19 protein-coding genes are annotated in these 16,806 nt (G+C 66.3%); 12 read left to right on the top strand and 7 right to left on the bottom strand.

Going from position 1 to position 16,806, the window contains the following annotated elements; all coding sequences use genetic code 11:
- Together ACFTSA_RS12380 and ACFTSA_RS12385 are read left to right on the top strand one after the other, a co-directional pair.
- Positions 1–543, top strand: a 543-nt coding sequence (locus ACFTSA_RS12380) for a class II fructose-bisphosphate aldolase (RefSeq protein ID WP_377951608.1), incomplete at its 5' end; no start/stop codon positions are given.
- A 2-nt stretch (positions 544–545) separates the two neighbouring features.
- On the top strand, positions 546–977 hold the full coding sequence (locus ACFTSA_RS12385; RefSeq protein WP_377951609.1) for a DUF3151 domain-containing protein: 432 nt from the start codon (positions 546–548) through the stop codon (positions 975–977).
- 120 nt (positions 978–1,097) lie between these two features.
- On the opposite strand, the gene ACFTSA_RS12390 is transcribed toward ACFTSA_RS12385, so the two are convergent.
- Positions 1,098–1,730, bottom strand: a complete 633-nt coding sequence (locus tag ACFTSA_RS12390) for a uracil-DNA glycosylase (protein ID WP_377951611.1) — start codon at positions 1,728–1,730, stop codon at positions 1,098–1,100.
- Positions 1,731–1,949: 219 nt separating this feature from the next.
- Entirely contained in the window at positions 1,950–3,161 is a 1,212-nt protein-coding gene (locus ACFTSA_RS12395) for a cobalamin-independent methionine synthase II family protein (protein ID WP_377951612.1), read from the bottom strand.
- 399 nt (positions 3,162–3,560) lie between these two features.
- On the opposite strand from ACFTSA_RS12395, the gene ACFTSA_RS12400 reads away from it, so the two are divergent.
- The 4 genes from ACFTSA_RS12400 to ACFTSA_RS12415 all read left to right on the top strand — a co-directional run bounded on the left by ACFTSA_RS12400 (position 3,561) and on the right by ACFTSA_RS12415 (position 7,084).
- Complete coding sequence (locus ACFTSA_RS12400; protein WP_377951613.1) at positions 3,561–4,850, top strand: adenylosuccinate synthase; 1,290 nt, start codon at positions 3,561–3,563, stop codon at positions 4,848–4,850.
- Between the two features lie 262 nt (positions 4,851–5,112).
- Positions 5,113–5,652 (top strand): hypothetical protein, encoded by a 540-nt coding sequence (locus ACFTSA_RS12405; RefSeq protein ID WP_377951615.1) that lies wholly within the window; start codon positions 5,113–5,115, stop codon positions 5,650–5,652.
- Positions 5,653–5,753: 101 nt separating this feature from the next.
- Positions 5,754–6,302 carry an RNA polymerase sigma factor gene (locus tag ACFTSA_RS12410; protein ID WP_377951616.1) on the top strand — a complete coding sequence of 183 codons (549 nt, stop codon included), beginning with the start codon at positions 5,754–5,756 and terminating at the stop codon, positions 6,300–6,302.
- A complete protein-coding gene (locus tag ACFTSA_RS12415) occupies positions 6,299–7,084 on the top strand; it encodes a hypothetical protein (protein WP_377951618.1) in 786 nt (261 codons plus the stop codon). The genes ACFTSA_RS12410 and ACFTSA_RS12415 overlap by 4 nt, the downstream gene beginning before the upstream one ends.
- Before the next feature lie 317 nt (positions 7,085–7,401).
- Here ACFTSA_RS12415 and ACFTSA_RS12420 read toward each other — a convergent pair whose 3' ends face one another.
- From ACFTSA_RS12420 to acs, 4 genes are read right to left on the bottom strand one after another with little or no spacing between them, the layout of a single operon-like run.
- Positions 7,402–7,896 (bottom strand): CoA-binding protein, encoded by a 495-nt coding sequence (locus tag ACFTSA_RS12420; RefSeq protein ID WP_377951619.1) that lies wholly within the window; start codon positions 7,894–7,896, stop codon positions 7,402–7,404.
- Positions 7,893–9,245 carry an O-acetylhomoserine aminocarboxypropyltransferase/cysteine synthase family protein gene (locus ACFTSA_RS12425; RefSeq protein ID WP_377951621.1) on the bottom strand — a complete coding sequence of 451 codons (1,353 nt, stop codon included), beginning with the start codon at positions 9,243–9,245 and terminating at the stop codon, positions 7,893–7,895. The genes ACFTSA_RS12420 and ACFTSA_RS12425 overlap by 4 nt, the downstream gene beginning before the upstream one ends.
- On the bottom strand, positions 9,245–10,453 hold the full coding sequence (sfnG, locus tag ACFTSA_RS12430; RefSeq protein WP_377951622.1) for a dimethylsulfone monooxygenase SfnG: 1,209 nt from the start codon (positions 10,451–10,453) through the stop codon (positions 9,245–9,247). Before sfnG ends, ACFTSA_RS12425 begins: the two co-directional genes overlap by 1 nt.
- Before the next feature lie 11 nt (positions 10,454–10,464).
- Positions 10,465–12,651, bottom strand: a complete 2,187-nt coding sequence (acs, locus tag ACFTSA_RS12435) for an acetate--CoA ligase (protein WP_377951623.1) — start codon at positions 12,649–12,651, stop codon at positions 10,465–10,467.
- 286 nt (positions 12,652–12,937) lie between these two features.
- Here acs and ACFTSA_RS12440 point away from each other — a divergent pair, with 286 nt between their 5' ends.
- Positions 12,938–13,363 carry a CoA-binding protein gene (locus ACFTSA_RS12440; RefSeq protein WP_377951624.1) on the top strand — a complete coding sequence of 142 codons (426 nt, stop codon included), beginning with the start codon at positions 12,938–12,940 and terminating at the stop codon, positions 13,361–13,363.
- On the opposite strand, the gene ACFTSA_RS12445 is transcribed toward ACFTSA_RS12440, so the two are convergent.
- Positions 13,360–14,397: an isopenicillin N synthase family dioxygenase gene (locus ACFTSA_RS12445; RefSeq protein WP_377951625.1), complete on the bottom strand. Its 1,038-nt coding sequence runs from the start codon at positions 14,395–14,397 to the stop codon at positions 13,360–13,362. The two genes, ACFTSA_RS12440 and ACFTSA_RS12445, sit on opposite strands and share 4 nt — an antisense overlap.
- A 45-nt stretch (positions 14,398–14,442) precedes the next feature.
- Between ACFTSA_RS12445 and ACFTSA_RS12450 the strand changes: the two genes are divergently transcribed.
- The 5 genes from ACFTSA_RS12450 to ACFTSA_RS12470 all read left to right on the top strand — a co-directional run bounded on the left by ACFTSA_RS12450 (position 14,443) and on the right by ACFTSA_RS12470 (position 16,741).
- A complete protein-coding gene (locus ACFTSA_RS12450; protein ID WP_377951626.1) occupies positions 14,443–14,847 on the top strand; it encodes an MmcQ/YjbR family DNA-binding protein in 405 nt (134 codons plus the stop codon).
- Complete coding sequence (locus tag ACFTSA_RS12455; protein WP_377951627.1) at positions 14,840–15,388, top strand: DUF1990 family protein; 549 nt, start codon at positions 14,840–14,842, stop codon at positions 15,386–15,388. Before ACFTSA_RS12450 ends, ACFTSA_RS12455 begins: the two co-directional genes overlap by 8 nt.
- Positions 15,389–15,401: 13 nt before the next feature.
- Complete coding sequence (locus tag ACFTSA_RS12460) at positions 15,402–16,025, top strand: hypothetical protein (RefSeq protein ID WP_377951629.1); 624 nt, start codon at positions 15,402–15,404, stop codon at positions 16,023–16,025.
- 27 nt (positions 16,026–16,052) lie between these two features.
- Positions 16,053–16,370: a putative quinol monooxygenase gene (locus tag ACFTSA_RS12465; RefSeq protein ID WP_377951630.1), complete on the top strand. Its 318-nt coding sequence runs from the start codon at positions 16,053–16,055 to the stop codon at positions 16,368–16,370.
- A 77-nt stretch (positions 16,371–16,447) separates the two neighbouring features.
- Positions 16,448–16,741 carry a DUF503 domain-containing protein gene (locus ACFTSA_RS12470; protein ID WP_377951631.1) on the top strand — a complete coding sequence of 98 codons (294 nt, stop codon included), beginning with the start codon at positions 16,448–16,450 and terminating at the stop codon, positions 16,739–16,741.
- Positions 16,742–16,806: the final 65 nt, after the last annotated feature.

Consider the following 16,806-nt stretch of genomic DNA (forward strand, 5'->3'; position numbering starts at 1 on the left):
GTCGAGATCGGCACGGTCGGCGGCGAGGAAGACGGTGTGGAGCACGAGATCAACGAGAAGCTCTACACCACGGTCGAGGACGCGCTGGCCACCATTGACGCCCTGGGCGCCGGGGAGAACGGCCGCTACATCACGGCGCTGACGTTCGGGAACGTGCATGGCGTGTACAAGCCGGGCGGGGTGAAGCTGCGTCCGGAGATCCTGAAGGACATCCAGGCCCAGGTGGGTGCCAAGATCGGCAAGGAGAACCCGTTCGACCTGGTGTTCCATGGCGGGTCGGGGTCCTCGGACCAGGAGATCGCGGACGCTGTCTCGTATGGCGTGATCAAGATGAACATCGACACGGACACCCAGTACGCGTACACGCGTCCGGTGGCGGACCACATGTTCCGCAACTACGACGGTGTGCTGAAGGTCGACGGCGAGGTGGGCAACAAGAAGACCTACGACCCCCGCGTCTGGGGCGCCTCCGCCGAAGCCGGCCTCGCCGCCCGCGTTGTCGAGGCAACCCAGCAGCTCGGCTCCGCCGGCAAGACCTTCTAATCATGTCCGACGAGTTCCGCAAGAACCTGCTGGGCCCCGAGCCCACGCTCCTGCCTGCCGAGACCGAGGTGTACCAGCACCTCGCGCTCGGCGCTGAGGCGCTGGACCTCGTGGAAAAGCACCCCACTTCGTCCCTGTTGTGGGCTGTCCTGGCCGAAGAGGCGTGGGCGGAAGGCCGCACCATCGATTCGTACGCCTACGCCCGCGTCGGCTACCACCGCGGCCTGGATTCGCTCCGCCGCAACGGCTGGCGTGGGGTGGGGCCCATCCCGTGGGAGCACGAGCCCAACCGCGGCTTCCTGCGGGCGCTTTACTCGCTGGGACGCGCCTCTGCCGCCATCAACGAGGCAGAGGAGCCCGAGCGCATCGAGAAGTTCCTCAATGACTCGGACCCGGCAGCCAAGGCAGCCATCGAGGCCAAGCAGCACAACTGAGTTAAATACGACGGCGGGCGGTCACCTTCTCCAAGGAAGGTGGCCGCCCGCCTCATTCGCGCTGGGCCCACGCCCGCAGAGTTCCCTGGCCGAGCTTGCGCGGCCAGGGGCGGGTGGGGACTAGCTGGCCTTCTGCAAGCCGGTGCGGGCCATGGCATCGGCGTAGGCAACCTGCATCTCGTCGAGGTACTGCTTCTGCCGTTCGGGGGATCCGGCGAAGGAGCGGCCGCTCAGCGAACGGACCTTGTAGGTCTTCAGTCCGCGGCGCCACAGCAGCGGAACTTCGGTCTTGAGCAGCAGGCCGGCGAGGCGGTTGGCCTCGGTGCCGTGGGCCACGATGACCGAGGCGCGGGGGACCAGGGCCAGGACTTTCAGCAGCGGCTTCAGTCCGGCCTGGATCTGGTCGGGGGTGAACTTGCCGTTCGGCTCGCCCGGCGTGTGCCACGGGTGGACGTTCCACGGCATGATGTATTCCGGCCGCAGGCCCAGCTTCCACTGGAGGCCCAGCATGCGGGTGGCGGCGTCGTCGTCGCCCGGCATGATGAAGCCGGTGGGCGAGGCCGTGCCGATGTTGGAGAAGAGGCTGATGATGCGGCATTCCTCGACGTCGTGTGCGGGGTCGACGTACGGCACCTGGGTGCCCGGCTTGGCGCTCTGCAGCGTATCGCAGAGCTCATTGACAGCGGCAACGTTGGGCTCGTAACGGCGCCTCAGAAGCTGTTCATGGAAGGATTCGGTAGCCAAGGCGGTCATATGGTGCTGTGTCTCCTGCAGGTGGGTCGCTCCGCCGCGCCGGAGGTCCGGCACGCCGCAGGCATGCCGAATGCGGCGTGGTGTGAAATGAGGTGGACCGGTACCTGACCGGTCCTCCCCAGTTTAGCAAGGCGTCCGAACCACGAGGCCCAGCCCCCGCGCGTCGCCGCGGCGGAGTCGCGCAGGTAAGGGCCCGCATGGCAGCAAATGAGGGCTAAATCACTTCCAAAGCCGTTTGGTGGCGATACGAGCGCCCTGTCCGAGAGCCTCGAGTTTGGCGACGGCGATCTGCGGATGGACGCGGCCGCCGAGGCCGCAGTCGGTAGAGGCGATCACGCTCTCGCGTCCGACGAGCTTGGCGAAGCGTTCGATCCGGTCTGCCACCAGCTCCGGATGTTCCACGACGTTGGTGGCGTGCGAAACCACGCCCGGAATGATGACCTTGCCCTCGGGCAGCTGGGTGTCTTCCCACACGCGCCATTCGTGCTCGTGCCGGACGTTGGCTGCCTCGAACGAGTAGCCGCCGGCGTTGATCTGCAGGACAGAGCTGATGATGTCTGCAAACGGGATGTCAGTGGTGTGGGGGCCGTGCCAGGATCCCCAGCAGACGTGCAGCCGGATCTGCTCCTCGGGCAGGTCGCGGAGGGCCCAGTTGGTGGCCTCGACCCGGAGCTGGATGAAATTGAGGTAGTCCTCGAGGCTGGGCTCCGGGTTGATCTGGTCCCAGCTTTCCGCCAGCGACGGGTCATCGAGCTGGACGGTCAGCCCGGCGTCGATGATCGCCTTGTATTCCTCCCGCATGGCGTCGGCGCAGGCGTAGACCAGTTCCTCTTCGGTCTTGTAGTACTCGTTGGCCACCCGTGCGCAGGAGCCAGGGGAGAGCGACGCGACGAATCCTTCGGTGAGCCCGGCTGCCTCCAAGCCGGTCCTGAGGTTGGTGACGTCCGACGCCACGAGATCCTGCCCGGTGTAGGTCAGTGGGCCGGCTATCTTGGGTTGGGCCACGCTCTTGCGGTGGGCGAGGATCCCGGAGGAGGGGTCGTTGTAGGCGTCATTGAACTTCTGCCGGTCCCGGCGGTCAGGGAACGAGGTCAGGACGATGTTGCCCGGCGTGGACCGGTGTACCTCGGCATCCGCCCAGCGGTCCACATTGGTGGGCTCGAGGCCGCCCAGGCGGGCGAACGAGTAGTTCCACCAGGCGCCGTAATCGACGCTGTTGGACATGGTGTGACCGTATTCCCCGTCGTTGGGGATGTCGATGCCGAGGTCCTTTTGGCGCTTAACGATGTCCACCACCGAGGTCTCCAGCAGGTCCAGGAACTCCGGCGTGATTCCGTCGGCTTCCCTTGCTGCGTTGGCGGCGATGAGTTCCGGGGTGCGGGGCAGGGATCCGGCGTGGGTGACGCGGATGTGGTCGGTGTTCAGTGACAAGGCAGGGTTTCCTTTCCATCGGTCCTGGCGGTAGCACCTTTACGGACGGCAGGGCGGGCCGGCGCTGCCTTTCGGTGGCAAGGTTGCTGCGGCGTCAGCGATCCAGGTCTCTCCGCCGCTCGGGATGGTCCTCTCACTTAAGTCCGGGGAGAGAGTGAGTGGCAAATCGCGGGCGGAATGTGTCGACCGATGCTGCCGCACGGTCGAACGCCAAAGCCATACTTTAGTCACCCGTCCGCTAAACTTGGGTGGTAAGAGCCCCGGAACTCTTGCGTCCCTTCCCCGGTCACCGCCGCGGGTTCGGGCGACGAACTCGGGGCATTCTCATGAACGGCGCCGCTGAGGCTTTCCATTTCGGTGGAGAAACCTGGGCGGCCCGAACGAATGGGGGAGGATCCCATGCCAGCAATCGTGATCGTCGGAGCCCAGTGGGGCGACGAAGGAAAAGGTAAGGCCACCGACCTGCTTGGCGGCCGCGTCGACTACGTAGTGAAGCCGAACGGCGGCAACAACGCCGGGCACACCGTCGTCGTAGGCGGTGAGAAGTATGAGCTTAAGCTCCTTCCGGCCGGCATCCTCAGCCCCAACGCCGTACCCATTATCGGCAACGGCTGCGTCGTCAACCTCGAGGCACTGTTCCAGGAGATCGACGGCCTTGAGGCCCGCGGCGCCGACACCTCGAAACTGCGCGTCTCCGCCAACGCCCACCTCGTCGCTCCGTACCACCAGGTGCTCGACAAGGTCACCGAACGCTTCCTCGGCAGCCGCGCCATCGGCACCACCGGCCGCGGCATCGGGCCCACCTACATGGACAAGGTTGCCCGCCTGGGCATCCGCGTCCAGGACGTCTTCGACGAGTCCATCCTGCGCCAGAAGGTGGAGGGCTCGCTGCGCCAGAAGAACGAGCTTCTGGTCAAGATCTACAACCGCCGCAGCATCGAGGTGGAAGAAGTGGTCAGCTACTTCCTCTCCTTCGCCGAGCGCCTGCGGCCCCTGGTCATCGACAGCACCCTCGTGCTGAACACCGCCCTGGACGAGGGCAAGGTGGTGCTCATGGAGGGCGGCCAGGCCACGTTCCTCGACGTCGACCACGGCACCTACCCGTTCGTCACCTCCTCGAACCCGACGGCGGGCGGCGCCTCGGTGGGTTCGGGCATCGGCCCCACCCGCATCTCGCGGTCCATCGGCATCATCAAGGCGTACACCACCCGCGTCGGCGCAGGTCCGTTCCCCACGGAACTCTTCGACGAGATGGGCATGTACCTGCAGAAGACCGGCGGTGAATTCGGCGTCAACACCGGACGCCCGCGCCGCTGCGGCTGGTACGACGCCGTCCTGGCCCGCCACGCCTCCCGCGTGAACGGCTTCACCGACTACTTCGTCACCAAGCTGGACGTCCTGACCGGCATCGAACAGATTCCCGTGTGCGTGGCCTACGACGTCGACGGCGTCCGGCACGACGAAATGCCCATGACGCAGACGGAATTCCACCACGCCAAGCCGATCTTCGAGTACTTCGAAGGCTGGACCGAGGACATCACCGGCGCCCGCACGCTGGCTGAGCTGCCCGAGAACGCCCGCAACTACGTGCTCGCCCTCGAGAAGCTGTCCGGCACGCGTTTCTCCGCGATCGGCGTCGGACCCGACCGCGACCAGACCATCGTGGTCAACGATTTGATCCTTGACTAAAACCGACTGACGCCGGAAGCGTCGGGCAACAAACAGCTCCGGCAAGCAGCTCCCGACGGCGGCGGGTCACCTTACGGTGGCCCGCCGCCGTCGTCGTTAATCCGCTCTTTCCGGGGGAAGGCACGCCCGGCTGAAAAAAGTTTCCGGAACCGCGTAACCTGCCGGCCCTCCCCGGCGATTACGTATATGTAAGCGCCGGGACGGAGGTTGTCCCCCATCGGCCTCGGTCCCGGCCTTCAATCAACCAAAGGATTTTTTTCTGATGAAGAGTGTTAGCAAGACCACCAAGATTGCTGTCGCAGCCGCCATCGTCGCTGTTGGAGGGTTCTCCGGCATCGGACTGGCCAACGCCGCCCAGGTTTCCAGCTCGCAGCATGCAGAGGTGACCCCCGCTACGCCCGCTACGCCGGCCGTTCCTGCCACCCCCGAGGTCCCGGCAGTTCCCGCCGTCCCGGCCACGCCGGCTACCCCCACGGTTCCCGCCGTCCCGTCCGCAAAGGTCAAGGCTGCCGGCGAAGCTGCTGACGCAGCCGACGCCGCAATGGAAGCTGACAAGGACAACGCTGCCGCCAACGCCAACGTCGCCGCCGGTGACAAGGCCGCGGGTGCCAGGGTAACCGCAGCAATCCCCGCCACCCCCGCTGTTCCCGGCGGCGCCGGCGTTCCGGCCACGCCGGCCGTTCCCGCCACCCCGGCTGTGCCGAACGTCGCTGACCACGTAGCCAAGCCGGCCGCGCCGTCCGCCGCTGCTGACGCTGACGTCAAGGCTGACGCTGCTGCCGACGTGTCCACCGGCAAGTAGTCCTCAGCACGCGAAACAGGGCGTTCCCCGAATAGGGGCGTGAGGTGTGCGGCGGTTAGGCTTAACCGCCGCACACCCGCAGTAAAGGGAAGGACCGTTCCTTGGCAGCTCAGCTGACCGACGACGAATTGTCAGCAGCCCTGTCTGGCGACCCTTCCGGCTTTAGCGCCGTTTACAGCATCATTTCCCCCGCCGTCCTGGGTTATTTCCGGGCCCGCGGCGTGGACGACGCCGAAGCCCTCACGCAGGACGTTTTCGTCGATGTCCTGCCCAAGCTCAGCAACGTGCGAGGCAGCCACTCCGGCCTCCGGACATTCATCTTCTCCGTGGCGCACGCCCGGCTCGTGGACTACCGCCGCCGGTCAGCGCGGACGCCGCAGCTCACCGAATTCGATCCGCTCACGGATGACCGGCTGTCGAGTTCCGCCGAGGACGAGGTCCTCGGTTCGCTGGGCAGCATGACCTCTGTACTGGCCATGCTCAACGAGGACCAGCGGGAGGTGCTGGTCCTGCGGATCGTCGCCGACCTTTCGGTTGAACAGGTGGCCGCCATCATGGACAAAACCCCCGGGGCCATCAAACAGCTCCAGCGCCGCGGACTCATCGCCCTGCGCGAACTCGTCAAGGAAAAGGACCACGCAGCATCATGAGTGTCACGCCGGCAGGCCGCGAAGAAGGAGAGATCCAGGCGATCCTCCTGGATTCCGGACTCGAAGACGACGCCGATCTCCGCGCGTCCCTCGAAGAACTGCGCGGGTTCGCCCAGGATTCCGCACCGCAGCCGCGGGCCGACCTGGCCGCGCTGCTCGCTCACGGGCCGTCCGCTGCCCGTGTCCCCGCGTCAGCCGTCCCCGCTTCTGACGTGACCCCCCAAGCTATGCGGCGCGCCTCGACGCCGGACGTCGCCAGCCTCGAACTGCACCGCCGCAACCGTCAGCGCCGGATGGGCTTTGTGGTGGGTGCCGCAGTGGTCGGTGCCATGGGGCTGGGGGCCGGCGCTGTCGCAGCCTCCAGTGAGGACTTCCGCAACAGCGTGGGCCACACCATTGTCCGGATCTTCCAGCCGACCAGCGAGACCACGGCGCCAACGCAGGTGCCCACATCGCCCGCCGACATTCCAGCGGCTCCGGCACCGACCGTTGCTGCGCCCAAGCCCTCCGTCACGGAAACGGCGGCACCGCCGTCGGAACCCGCGACGCCGGCCCAGACGGGTCCGGCTTCCTCAGATGCGTCGTCCTCATCGGCCGCGAACGGTTCCGCGTCTTCCAACGGAGCGGCCAAGGCCCAGACGCCGGGCCGCCCCAGCCAGCTTCCCACGGTCCCCGGAACGGGCGTCGCGCCCAAGCTTCCGGCCAAGCCGCTGCCGGCAGTGCCCACCCTGCCGGGCGGTGTGCCCACCGTTCCGGCCAAGCCGGTCCCCGGCACGCCCTAAGCCGGCACGCCCTAACCCGGTGCACTTCCCAAGCGAAGCAGCCGAGTTTTTGTCCACTTATTGGCCTCAAATGGCCCTTTAACTCGCGATACGTGGACAAAAACTCCTAAGGGAGAGGCGCCGGCTTAAGAGGGCCACACGGGCGTCAGAAAAGTTTTTGCAAAAAGTTTGGAATCGGCGTAACCCTTTGGGGTCCCCCGTCGATTACCAAGATGAGAGTGCCGGGCTGGAAGTTTGTCCCCCATCAAATTCCAGCCCGGCATTTTTTTATGCCCTCAACCTGCTGCCGGGCGGCTCGGCCCCCGGCCAGCCCGTGGCTAGGCCAGGACCTGGCGCTTCGAGGAGATCACTCCCGTATCGAACCCGGCCAGGTGAAGCCCGCCATGGAATCGTGCGTGCTCGATCTTCACACACCGGTCCATCACCACGTTCAGGCCTGCGGCTTCGGCTTCCTGCGCGACACCTTCGTGCCATGAACCGAGCTGCAGCCACAGGGTCTTGGCGCCGGCGGCCACGGCCTCATCCAGCACCTCAGGCAGGTCATCGTGCTTGCGGAACACGTCCACGATGTCCGGGCTTTCGGGCAGGTCTGCCAGCGAGGCGTAGGTCGGCTGGCCAAGGATCTCCTTGACCACCGGGTTCACGAAGTACACCTTGTACCGTGTCGAGGACTGCAGGTAGGTGGCCACGAAGTAGCTGGCGCGCGACGGCTTGTCTGAGGCGCCCACGATGGCGATCGACTTCGCCTCGCGCAGCAGGTTCAGGCGCTCGGGCGCCGAGGGGCCGGCCCAGGTTCTTGCGGTGGCGCTCATGCCCGTGCTCCAATCGTGCAGGAATCAGCAGCTTCTTCGAGGCCGGCGGCGTCATCCGCCGCCGCGCCCTGGGCTTCCGTAAGCGCCTGGTCCAGGTCCCACAGGATGTCCTCGAGGTCCTCCAGGCCCACCGAGATGCGGACCAGATCCTCCGGAACGCCGGCGGACTCCAGCTGCTCATCGCTGAGCTGCTGGTGGGTCGTGGAGCCCGGGTGGATCACCAGGGTGCGGGCGTCGCCCACATTGGCCAGGTGCGAGGCCAGCTGCAGGGACTCGATGAACTTCTGGCCGGCAGCACGGCCGCCCTTCACGCCGAAGGAGAACACGGACCCCGGCCCCAGCGGCAGGTACTTCTTCGCCCGTTCGAAATGCGGATGGGACGGCAGTCCGGAGAAGTTCACGTACGCCACGCGCGGGTCGGCCTCCAGCCATTCGGCCACGGCCTGCGCGTTCTTCAGGTGCTCGTCCAGGCGCTGGGGGAGGGTCTCCACGCCCTGCAGCAGCTGGAACGCGGCCAGCGGGGTCAGCGCCGGGCCGATGTCGCGCAGCTGCTCGCAGCGCAGCTTGGTGAGGAAGCCGTACTCGCCGAAGTTGCCCCACCAGGAGACGTTGCCGTAGGAGGCCACCGGCTCGGTCATGGTGGGGAACTTGCCGTTGCCCCAGTTGAACCGGCCGCTCTCCACAATCACTCCGCCCAGGGTGGTGCCGTGGCCGCCGATGAATTTCGTGGCGGAGTGGATCACGATGTCCGCGCCGTGCTCGATCGGCCGCACGAGGTACGGCGTGCTCAAGGTGGCGTCCACGACCAGGGGGATGCCGGCGTCGTGCGCCACATCGGCCAGGGCCGCAAGGTCCTGGACTTCCGACGACGGGTTGGCCACCACCTCGACGAAGATCGCTTTGGTGTTCTCCCGGATGGCCGCTGCGTAGTCGGCGGGATCGGTGCCGGGAACGAACGTGGTGTCCACGCCGAAGCGGCGCAGGGTCACGTCGAGCTGGGTGACAGTGCCGCCGTAGAGCTGGGACGCTGCGACAATGTGGTCGCCGGACTGGGTCAACGCTGCGAAGGTGATGAACTCCGCGGCCATGCCCGACGACGTCGCAACAGCCCCGATGCCGCCCTCCAGGGAGGCGATGCGCTCCTCGAACGCGGCCACAGTCGGGTTGCCGATCCTGGAGTAGATGTTGCCGTACTTCTGCAGGGCGAACAGGTTGGCAGCGTCCTGGGTGTCCTTGAAAACGAAGGACGTGGTCTGGTAGATGGGCACGGCGCGCGCGCCGTGCTCGGCGTCGGGTGTGCCGCCGGCGTGCAGGGCGCGGGTGCGGAATCCGAATTTGCGGTCAGCCACTAGACAGTCACCAGCCCGGTGGCTGAGCCCGCCGAAGCCACCGGCGTCTGGGACAGGTCCAGCTCGGTGCCATGCTTGCGGGCCAGGTCGGCCTCAAGTTCCCGGACGATGGGCAGGATGTCCTGGCCGAAGGCGGCGACCTCCTCCTGGAAGTGCAGGTAGCAGGTCAGGAACAGGTTCACGCCGATCTTCTTGTACTCGACGATGCGCTCGGCGATCTGCTCGGGGGTGCCGATCAGCTGCGTTTTGAAGCCGTCGTTGTACTGGATCAGGTCCTCGAACTTGGAGTCAGCCCACATGCCCTTGCCGTCCTTGGTGGACGCGCCGGCTTCCTGCACGGCGTCCCGGAAGCCCTGGACGGCCGGCTTGTGTGCCTTCTCCACGATCTCGCGGAGCGTTTCGCGGGCTTCCTTCTCGGAGTCGCGGGCGATGACGAAGCCGTTGAGGCCAAACCTCGGGGCGTCCAGCTGGCCGTCGGTGCCGCGCTTGGTTTCACCGGAGGCGGCGACCACGCCGGCAATGTTCTCCTTGAATCCTTCGATGTCCTTGCCGTTGGAGAAGTACCAGTCGGCGACGCGGCCTGCGGTGGCCTGGGCCGCCGTGGAGTTCCCGCCGAAGAAGATCTCCGGGTGGGCGCGGCCCGGAACGTCCACGGGGGCAGGGTTCAGGGTGAAGTCCGTGATGTTGTAGTACTTGCCGGCCTGGCTGTACTCCTTCTCGGTCCACAGCCCGCGCAGCACCCTGATGAATTCATCGGTGCGGACGTAGCGTTCGTCATGCTCCAGCCATTCGAGGCCAAAGTTGGTGAACTCGTTCTTCAGCCAGCCGGAAACGATGTTGACGGCGGCTCGGCCGTTCGAAATGTGGTCGGCGGTGATGATGTACTTGGCCAGCACGCCGGGGTGCCACATGCCCGGGTGGACGGCGGCGATCACCTTGAGGCGTTCGGTGGCGGCGAGCAGGGCGAGGCTGAAGGACGTCGCCTCATGCTGCTTGTCCGCCCCGTAGGATGCGGCGTAGCGGGTCTGGGTCAGGGCGTATTCGAAACCGGATTCCTCCGCGATGCGGGCCAGCTTCTTGTTGTAGTCGAAGTCCCAGCTGGTGCGCTGCTCAATGGTGGAGACCACCAGGCCGCCGGAGACGTTCGGCACCCAGTAGGCGAACTTCAGCGGTTCGGAAAGACGGGCTACGTTGCTGATGTCATTCATGAATTGTTCCTTTACTTCTGCCCGGAGTTGGGGTTTCCGGGGACGGCGGCAGCGCGGCTGTGTAGCGCTTTCTGGATACCGGCAATGGCCGGTTCGTTCTGGAGTGAGGTGGTGTCGCCCAGCGCGGTTCCCTCGAAAAGCTGGGTCAGCAGCCGGCGCATGATTTTGCCGCTGCGGGTCTTGGGTACGTCGGGGACAACGACGATGTCGCGTGGCTTGGCGATCGGGCCGATCTCCTTGGCAACGTGGTTGCGGAGTTCGTCTGCGGTTGCTCCCGTTGAAGCGCCGCCCTTCAAGACCACAAAGGCGACGACGGCGTGCCCCGTCTTGGGGTCGGCCACCGGACAGACGCCCGCTTCCACCACCTCGGGGTGCGTGACGAGGGCAGACTCGATCTCGATCGTGGAGAGCAGATGGCCTGAGACGTTGAGGGTGTCGTCCACCCGCCCCAGGATCCAGATGTCGCCGTCGTCGTCGTATTTGGCGCCGTCCCCGGCGAGGAACCAGCCCTGCTCCACGTACTGGCTCCAGTAGGAGTCGAAGTAGCGGCGCGGGTTGCCCCAGACCGTGCGCGCGATGGCCGGGCCCGGCTGGTCCACGACGATGAAGCCCTGCACGCCCGGAGCCGTGCGGTTTCCAGCCTCGTCCACCACCCGGGTGCTGACGCCCGGGAGCGGGCGGGCAGCACAGCCGGGCTTGAACTCGGTATCCGTGGGCGCGGGGGACATGATGGTGGCCCCGGTTTCGGATTGCCACCACGTATCCACGATGGGCGCGGTGCCGGCTCCGATGTTGTCGCGGAGCCACCGCCACGCCTCCGGGTTCACGGCCTCGCCCACGGTGCCAAGCAGTCGGATGGAGGAGAAGTCGTAGCTGTCCGGCACGCCGTCCGGGAACCAGCCCATGAGCGAGCGCACCAGCGTGGGCGCCGTGTAGTACTGGGTGACGCCGTAGCGCTCGATGATCTCGAAATGCCGGCCGGGATGCGGGGTGTTGGGCGTGCCCTCGAAAATCACCTGGGTGACGCCGTTGGAGAGCGGGCCGTAGATCTCGTAGGTGTGGGCGGTGACCCACGCGAGGTCGGCGGTGCACCAGTGCACGTCCTTGTCCCGAAGCGCGGGATCCGGGTTGCTGAACAGGTGCTCGAAGCTCCACGACGCTTGGGTGAGGTAGCCGCCCGAGGTGTGCACCAGCCCCTTGGGCTTACCCGTGGTGCCGGAGGTGTACATGATGAACAGGGGAGTCTCGGCGTCGAACGCCTCGGGCTCGTGGACGTCGGAGGCGGACCCGACGACGTCGTGCCACCAGACGTCCCGGCCTGCGGTCATGGGGACCGCGGTGAGGTCCGCGGCGTCGGTGGTGCGGTTGATGACCAGGACGCGCTCGATGGCGTTGTCCCCGGCGACCGCGGCATCAGCGTTGTCCTTGACCGGAACTGCGACGCCGCGTCGGAACTGGCCGTCGGTGGTCACCAGCAGTTTGGCGCCGGTGTCCTCGACGCGGAACCTCAGGGCCTCTGCGGAGAACCCGCCGAACACCAGGGAGTGGACGGCGCCGATCCGCGCTACGGCCAGGGTGATGATGACCGTTTCCGGGATCACGGGCAGGTAGATGACCACCCGGTCGCCCTTGGAGATTCCGAGGGACAGCAGGGCGTTGGCTGCCTTGGATACTTCTCGTTGCAGCTCGGCATACGTGATGGCGCGGCGGTCGCCCGGTTCGCCCTCGAAGAAGAGCGCCACCTTGTCCCCGCGTCCGGCAGCGACGTGCCGGTCAACGCAGTTATAGGCGACGTTCAGCTTGCCGCCGTCGAACCATTTGATCCCGGGTCCGCGGCCGGCTTCGACGTCGGCGGGAAGCCAGCTGTGCGCGGTGTGCCATGGCTTCTGGCTGCCGGTCTCCTGGCTGCCGGGAAGCCCGGCCCAGTCCAGGCGGAGGGCCTGTTCCTCCCAGAAGGCGACATTGCCGGGGTCGACAAGAGAGGTGGTGCCACTGTGACGCGCCGGCCCGCCGGTGGGGGCGCCGTGCACTGCGCCGTCCGGTGGCTCGGTCGAGGACCATCCCGAAGAGCCGGAAGAGGAGCCGGGCGCGTCACGCAGCCCTGCTTCGTCCGCCGTCGCGTCCGAAGTGGATTGTGGGATTGCCTCGGAAGGAATCCGGGCAAGGGTGGGCAGGGCAAAAGAATTCTCTGGGGTCATAACAGCACTCCATCGGTCCTGGCAGTAGCACCCCTAGTCCTCCGCCGGGACGGAGAAACAGTGACGTGGGAATGGTCGTCTCACGTCACCCGGGGTTGCTGCGGCTTCATCGATCCAGGTCTCTCGGCCGCTCGGGATGGTCATTACCTACTAGAGCCGGGATGCAGGATTTCTCAAAATCGACGTCCCGGTGGCTGTAATATTCGTTCATCCCCGCTGCGGACTTAGTTCAGCATCCAAATATTCGGAAAAGGCCGCAAAAAAACCGCGGGAGTAGAGTTGAGGCATGGCTCACGAAAACGATCCGGCGGTTATCGACCGACTCATGCGAACGAAGGGCACCTGGGCCATTGTGGGCCTGACCCGGAATGAGTGGCGTTCCGCGTACGACGTCTCGCTGTATGTCCGGGACCGGATGGGCATGGAGATCATCCCGGTCAACCTGCCCGGCGACGACGTGCACGGGGAGAAGGGCTACCGCTCCCTCGCCGAGATCCCCGCGGCAAAGCACCCGATCGACGTAGTGGACTGCTTCGTCAATTCGCAGAAGGTGGGGCCTGTCATCGATGAGGCCATCGCGGTCGGTGCCAAGGCAGTGTGGCTGCAGCTTGGCGTCTTCGATGATGCCGCCGTCGAGCGGGCAAAGGCCGCCGGACTGGATGTGGTGGTGAATTCATGCCCTGCCCGCGAGGGATGGCGGGTCGGCATTTAGCCGGTTCGGGGCTTCATCAGCTCCGGGTAGTGACGCTCCGTGACGTCCGGGTGCGCACGCATCCGGCCCTTGAGCATGTTCAGCCCGAACGAGGCGAGCATCGGGTTGGACGGGTCGTCGGAGATGCCGCGCACCTGCGCTTTCAGTTCCGCCGGGAGGGGCACCGGCTCAATCACCGCATCGAGCCGGGGTGACCAGAAGAACGGCACGGAGTAACGGTCCACACCGGGCGGCGGGGCCTTGACCCGGTGGATGGTGGCGGCCAGATAGCCCTCGGTGGCCACTTCGAGCATTTCGCCCAGATTCACCACCAGCGCCTCAGGGATTGGCTCCACCGGAGCCCAGGCGCTCGCGCCCGGCGGCAGCACTTCAAGCCCGCCCACTTCATCCTGGAGCAGGAGGGTCACAAACCCGTAGTCCGCGTGGGAGCCCACGCCCTGGTCGCCCGCGGCTTCCACCACGCCGCCGACGTAATGGACCAGCTTGCCCATCCAGGCCGGAGTATCCCTGAATGGTTCCTCGAAATAGTCCTCCGGCTGCTGAAGGGATACAGCGATGGCCCGCATGAGCTCAGCCCCCACATTGGACATGAGCCCGGCCCAGGCCATGGCTGCCTGCTTCAGCTCCGGCATCGACTCATCCGGCCAGAGGTTGGGGCCTTGGAGGAGCCAGTACGGCTGCTCGGGCGGATAGTCCTTCACCGGCTCCCGGTCGGGTGAGTAGTCGATCTGCTCGCGCGCATCCGCCCTTCCCTGCGTGACCTCCGTGCCCATCCGGGTGTAGCCGCGGAAATGCGGGGACAGCCGGTTATCCAGCTTCATCCGCTCTTCGAGCGGCAGGTCGAAAAAGCGCTTGATTGTAGCCAGCAGCTCCTTGGCCTGGCCGGGGGCGCCGCCGTAGCCGATGACCTGGAAGAAGCCGACGCGGTGCGTGGCATCGCGGAGCCCCTCAATAAATTCCGGGTTGAACGAGCCGTCGGCCCGGCGCGCGGAGCCGAGGTCGAGCACCGGGATGGTCTCCTGGGCAGCTGCCATGTTCGCAGACTAGCACCGCACGGAAAGGGTTTGTAGGCTCGCTGCATGGATCCCGCCGACCTGAGAAAAATCTGCCTGTCGTTTCCCGGCGCCTTCGAGGATTTCCCGTTCGGTCCTGAAACCTCGGTGTTCAAGGTCAGGGCGGCCGTGTCCGGCGGGGCCAAGCAGGATGCCAAGATGTTCGCGGCGTCGGCCATGGATCCTGATGACTGGTCGGTGAGCCTCAAGTGCGAGCCCGCCCTGGCCGAACAGCTGCGCGCCGTGCACCCGGAGATCACGGGGGCGTGGCACATGAACAAGACGCACTGGAACGGCGTCCGGCTGGACGGGTCCCTGCCCGACGACATGGTCCGGGACATGGTGGAGGATTCCTACGACCTTGTGGTTGCCTCGCTGAGCCGGAAACAGCGGGAGCAGTTGGGCTGGGCGCGGCAGGTGGGCAGTGACTGAGAAGCGCCTGGCACGCGGGGCCCTCACCTATGCGGAGATCGGTGCCACAGAGCACCGCCGGGCGCCGGCGGGCTACCGCCACGTGGCGTCCCGGACCTACCTCGGGGAGGGCGCGGACGTCTACCGCCGGGTGGCCCAGGGGATCCTGGCCTGGGAGCTGCAGCGCCGGTCCGGCCTGCGGGTGCGCGCCGAGTCCGGCGTCGTTGTTCCCGGCGCGCGCGTGGTGAGCGGATTCGGCGTCGGGCCCTTCCGCCTCAACGTGCCCTGTGAGGTGGTGTGGGTACACCGCCCGGTTCCGGGCGGCGGACCGCAGTCCGCCGGCTTTGGCTACGGCTCCCTGCCGGGCCATCCGGTGCGCGGCGAGGAGTCCTTCGAGGCCGAGATCGACGGCCAGGGCAGGGTCTACCTCAGCATCACGGCGTTCAGCCGGCCGGCCAACTGGTTCTACGCCGCGGGCGGCGCGCTGGCCCGCCGTGCGCAGCGCCTCATGACTTCCCGATACATTGAAGGTGCACGCCAACTCGCCGCAGGTGAAAGCTGATCAGGAGAGGTACATGCTGGACCAAAAGAGCCTTGACCTTTTGTGGAACTTCGAGGATCCCAAACTGTCCGAGCAGCGCTTCCGGGACGCGCTCGCCGACCCCCGGTACGACGCTGACGAGCGCGCCGAACTCACCACGCAGCTGGGGCGGGCCATCGGGCTCCAGGGCCGCTTCGAAGAGGCCGACGCGCTGCTCGACGCGATTGACGGGGACGAACCGACGGTGGGTATCCGGGTCCTGCTGGAGCGCGGGCGGGTCCTGAACTCGAGCGGGCAGTCGGCCATGGCGGTGCCGCTGTTTGAGCAGGCGGCCGAGCTCGGCGACCATCTGGGCGAGGAGTTCCTTGCGGTGGACGCGCTGCACATGCTGGCCATCGCCGACTCCGCCCATGCGGAGCTCTGGACCCGCAGTGCGCTGGAGTACGCATCGACTGTCCATGACGAGCGGACCAAGCGCTGGATGGTGGCGCTGCACAACAACCTGGGCTGGACCCTGCACGGTGCGGGCCGGCTTACCGAGGCACTTGTCGAGTTCCAGCTGGCCGAGCAGTGGGCCGAACGCGTCGGAACCCCGGCCCAGCAGAAGTACGCCCGCGAGGCCATCGAGGAGTGCGAGCAGGCGCTGGCCGCCCACTGACCCAATCAAACCAACGGAAGGAACCCCATGATATTTATCGTCGTCAAGTTCAAGGTCAAGCCGGACTGGTCCGACAAGTGGCTCGGCCTCGTGGCCGACTTCACCGAAGCCACCCGCCAGGAACCGGGCAACCTGTGGTTCGACTGGTCCCGCAGCGTGGACGACCCCAACGAGTTCGTCCTTGTCGAAGCGTTCAAGGACGATGCCGCCGGCGACCACGTCAACAGCGCCCACTTCAAGAAGGCGATGGAGGAGATGCCGCAGGCCCTCGCCGAGACCCCGCGCATTATCAGCCGGCAGCTCGACGGCGAGGGCTGGGACACGATGGGCGAACTTACCATCTAGATCCCGTCGGATGCTCCGTAACTGCCCTTTTGAGCCCTCAAAACGGCAGTTACGGAACAGCCGATAGCATTATGCGCATGTGGGTCGGCTGGATCGAGTTCGATATCCTCCTCGGCGACGTGCACAGCCTCAAGGAGAAGCGGTCCGTCGTGCGGCCGCTGCTGGCCGAGGTCAAACGGCGCTATGACGTCTCCGTCGCAGAGGTGGGCGACCACGAGCAATACCGCCGGGCGAGGATCGGGGCCGGTCTGGTTGCCGCGGACCGCGCGCACCTCGTTGAGGTGCTCACCGCCGTCGAACGCTTCGTCGCATACCGTCCCGAGCTGGAGTTGCTGAGCGCCCGGCAGCGGGAGATCCACAGCGAGGACTGACCGCCCAAAACGGCATTTACGGAGCACTCGATGGATGCTGTGGATAACTTCAGCGGCAGCGGAGT

Origin of the sequence: Arthrobacter sp. NPDC057013 (assembly GCF_042674585.1) — a bacterium.
Lineage (GTDB): Bacteria > Actinomycetota > Actinomycetes > Actinomycetales > Micrococcaceae > Arthrobacter.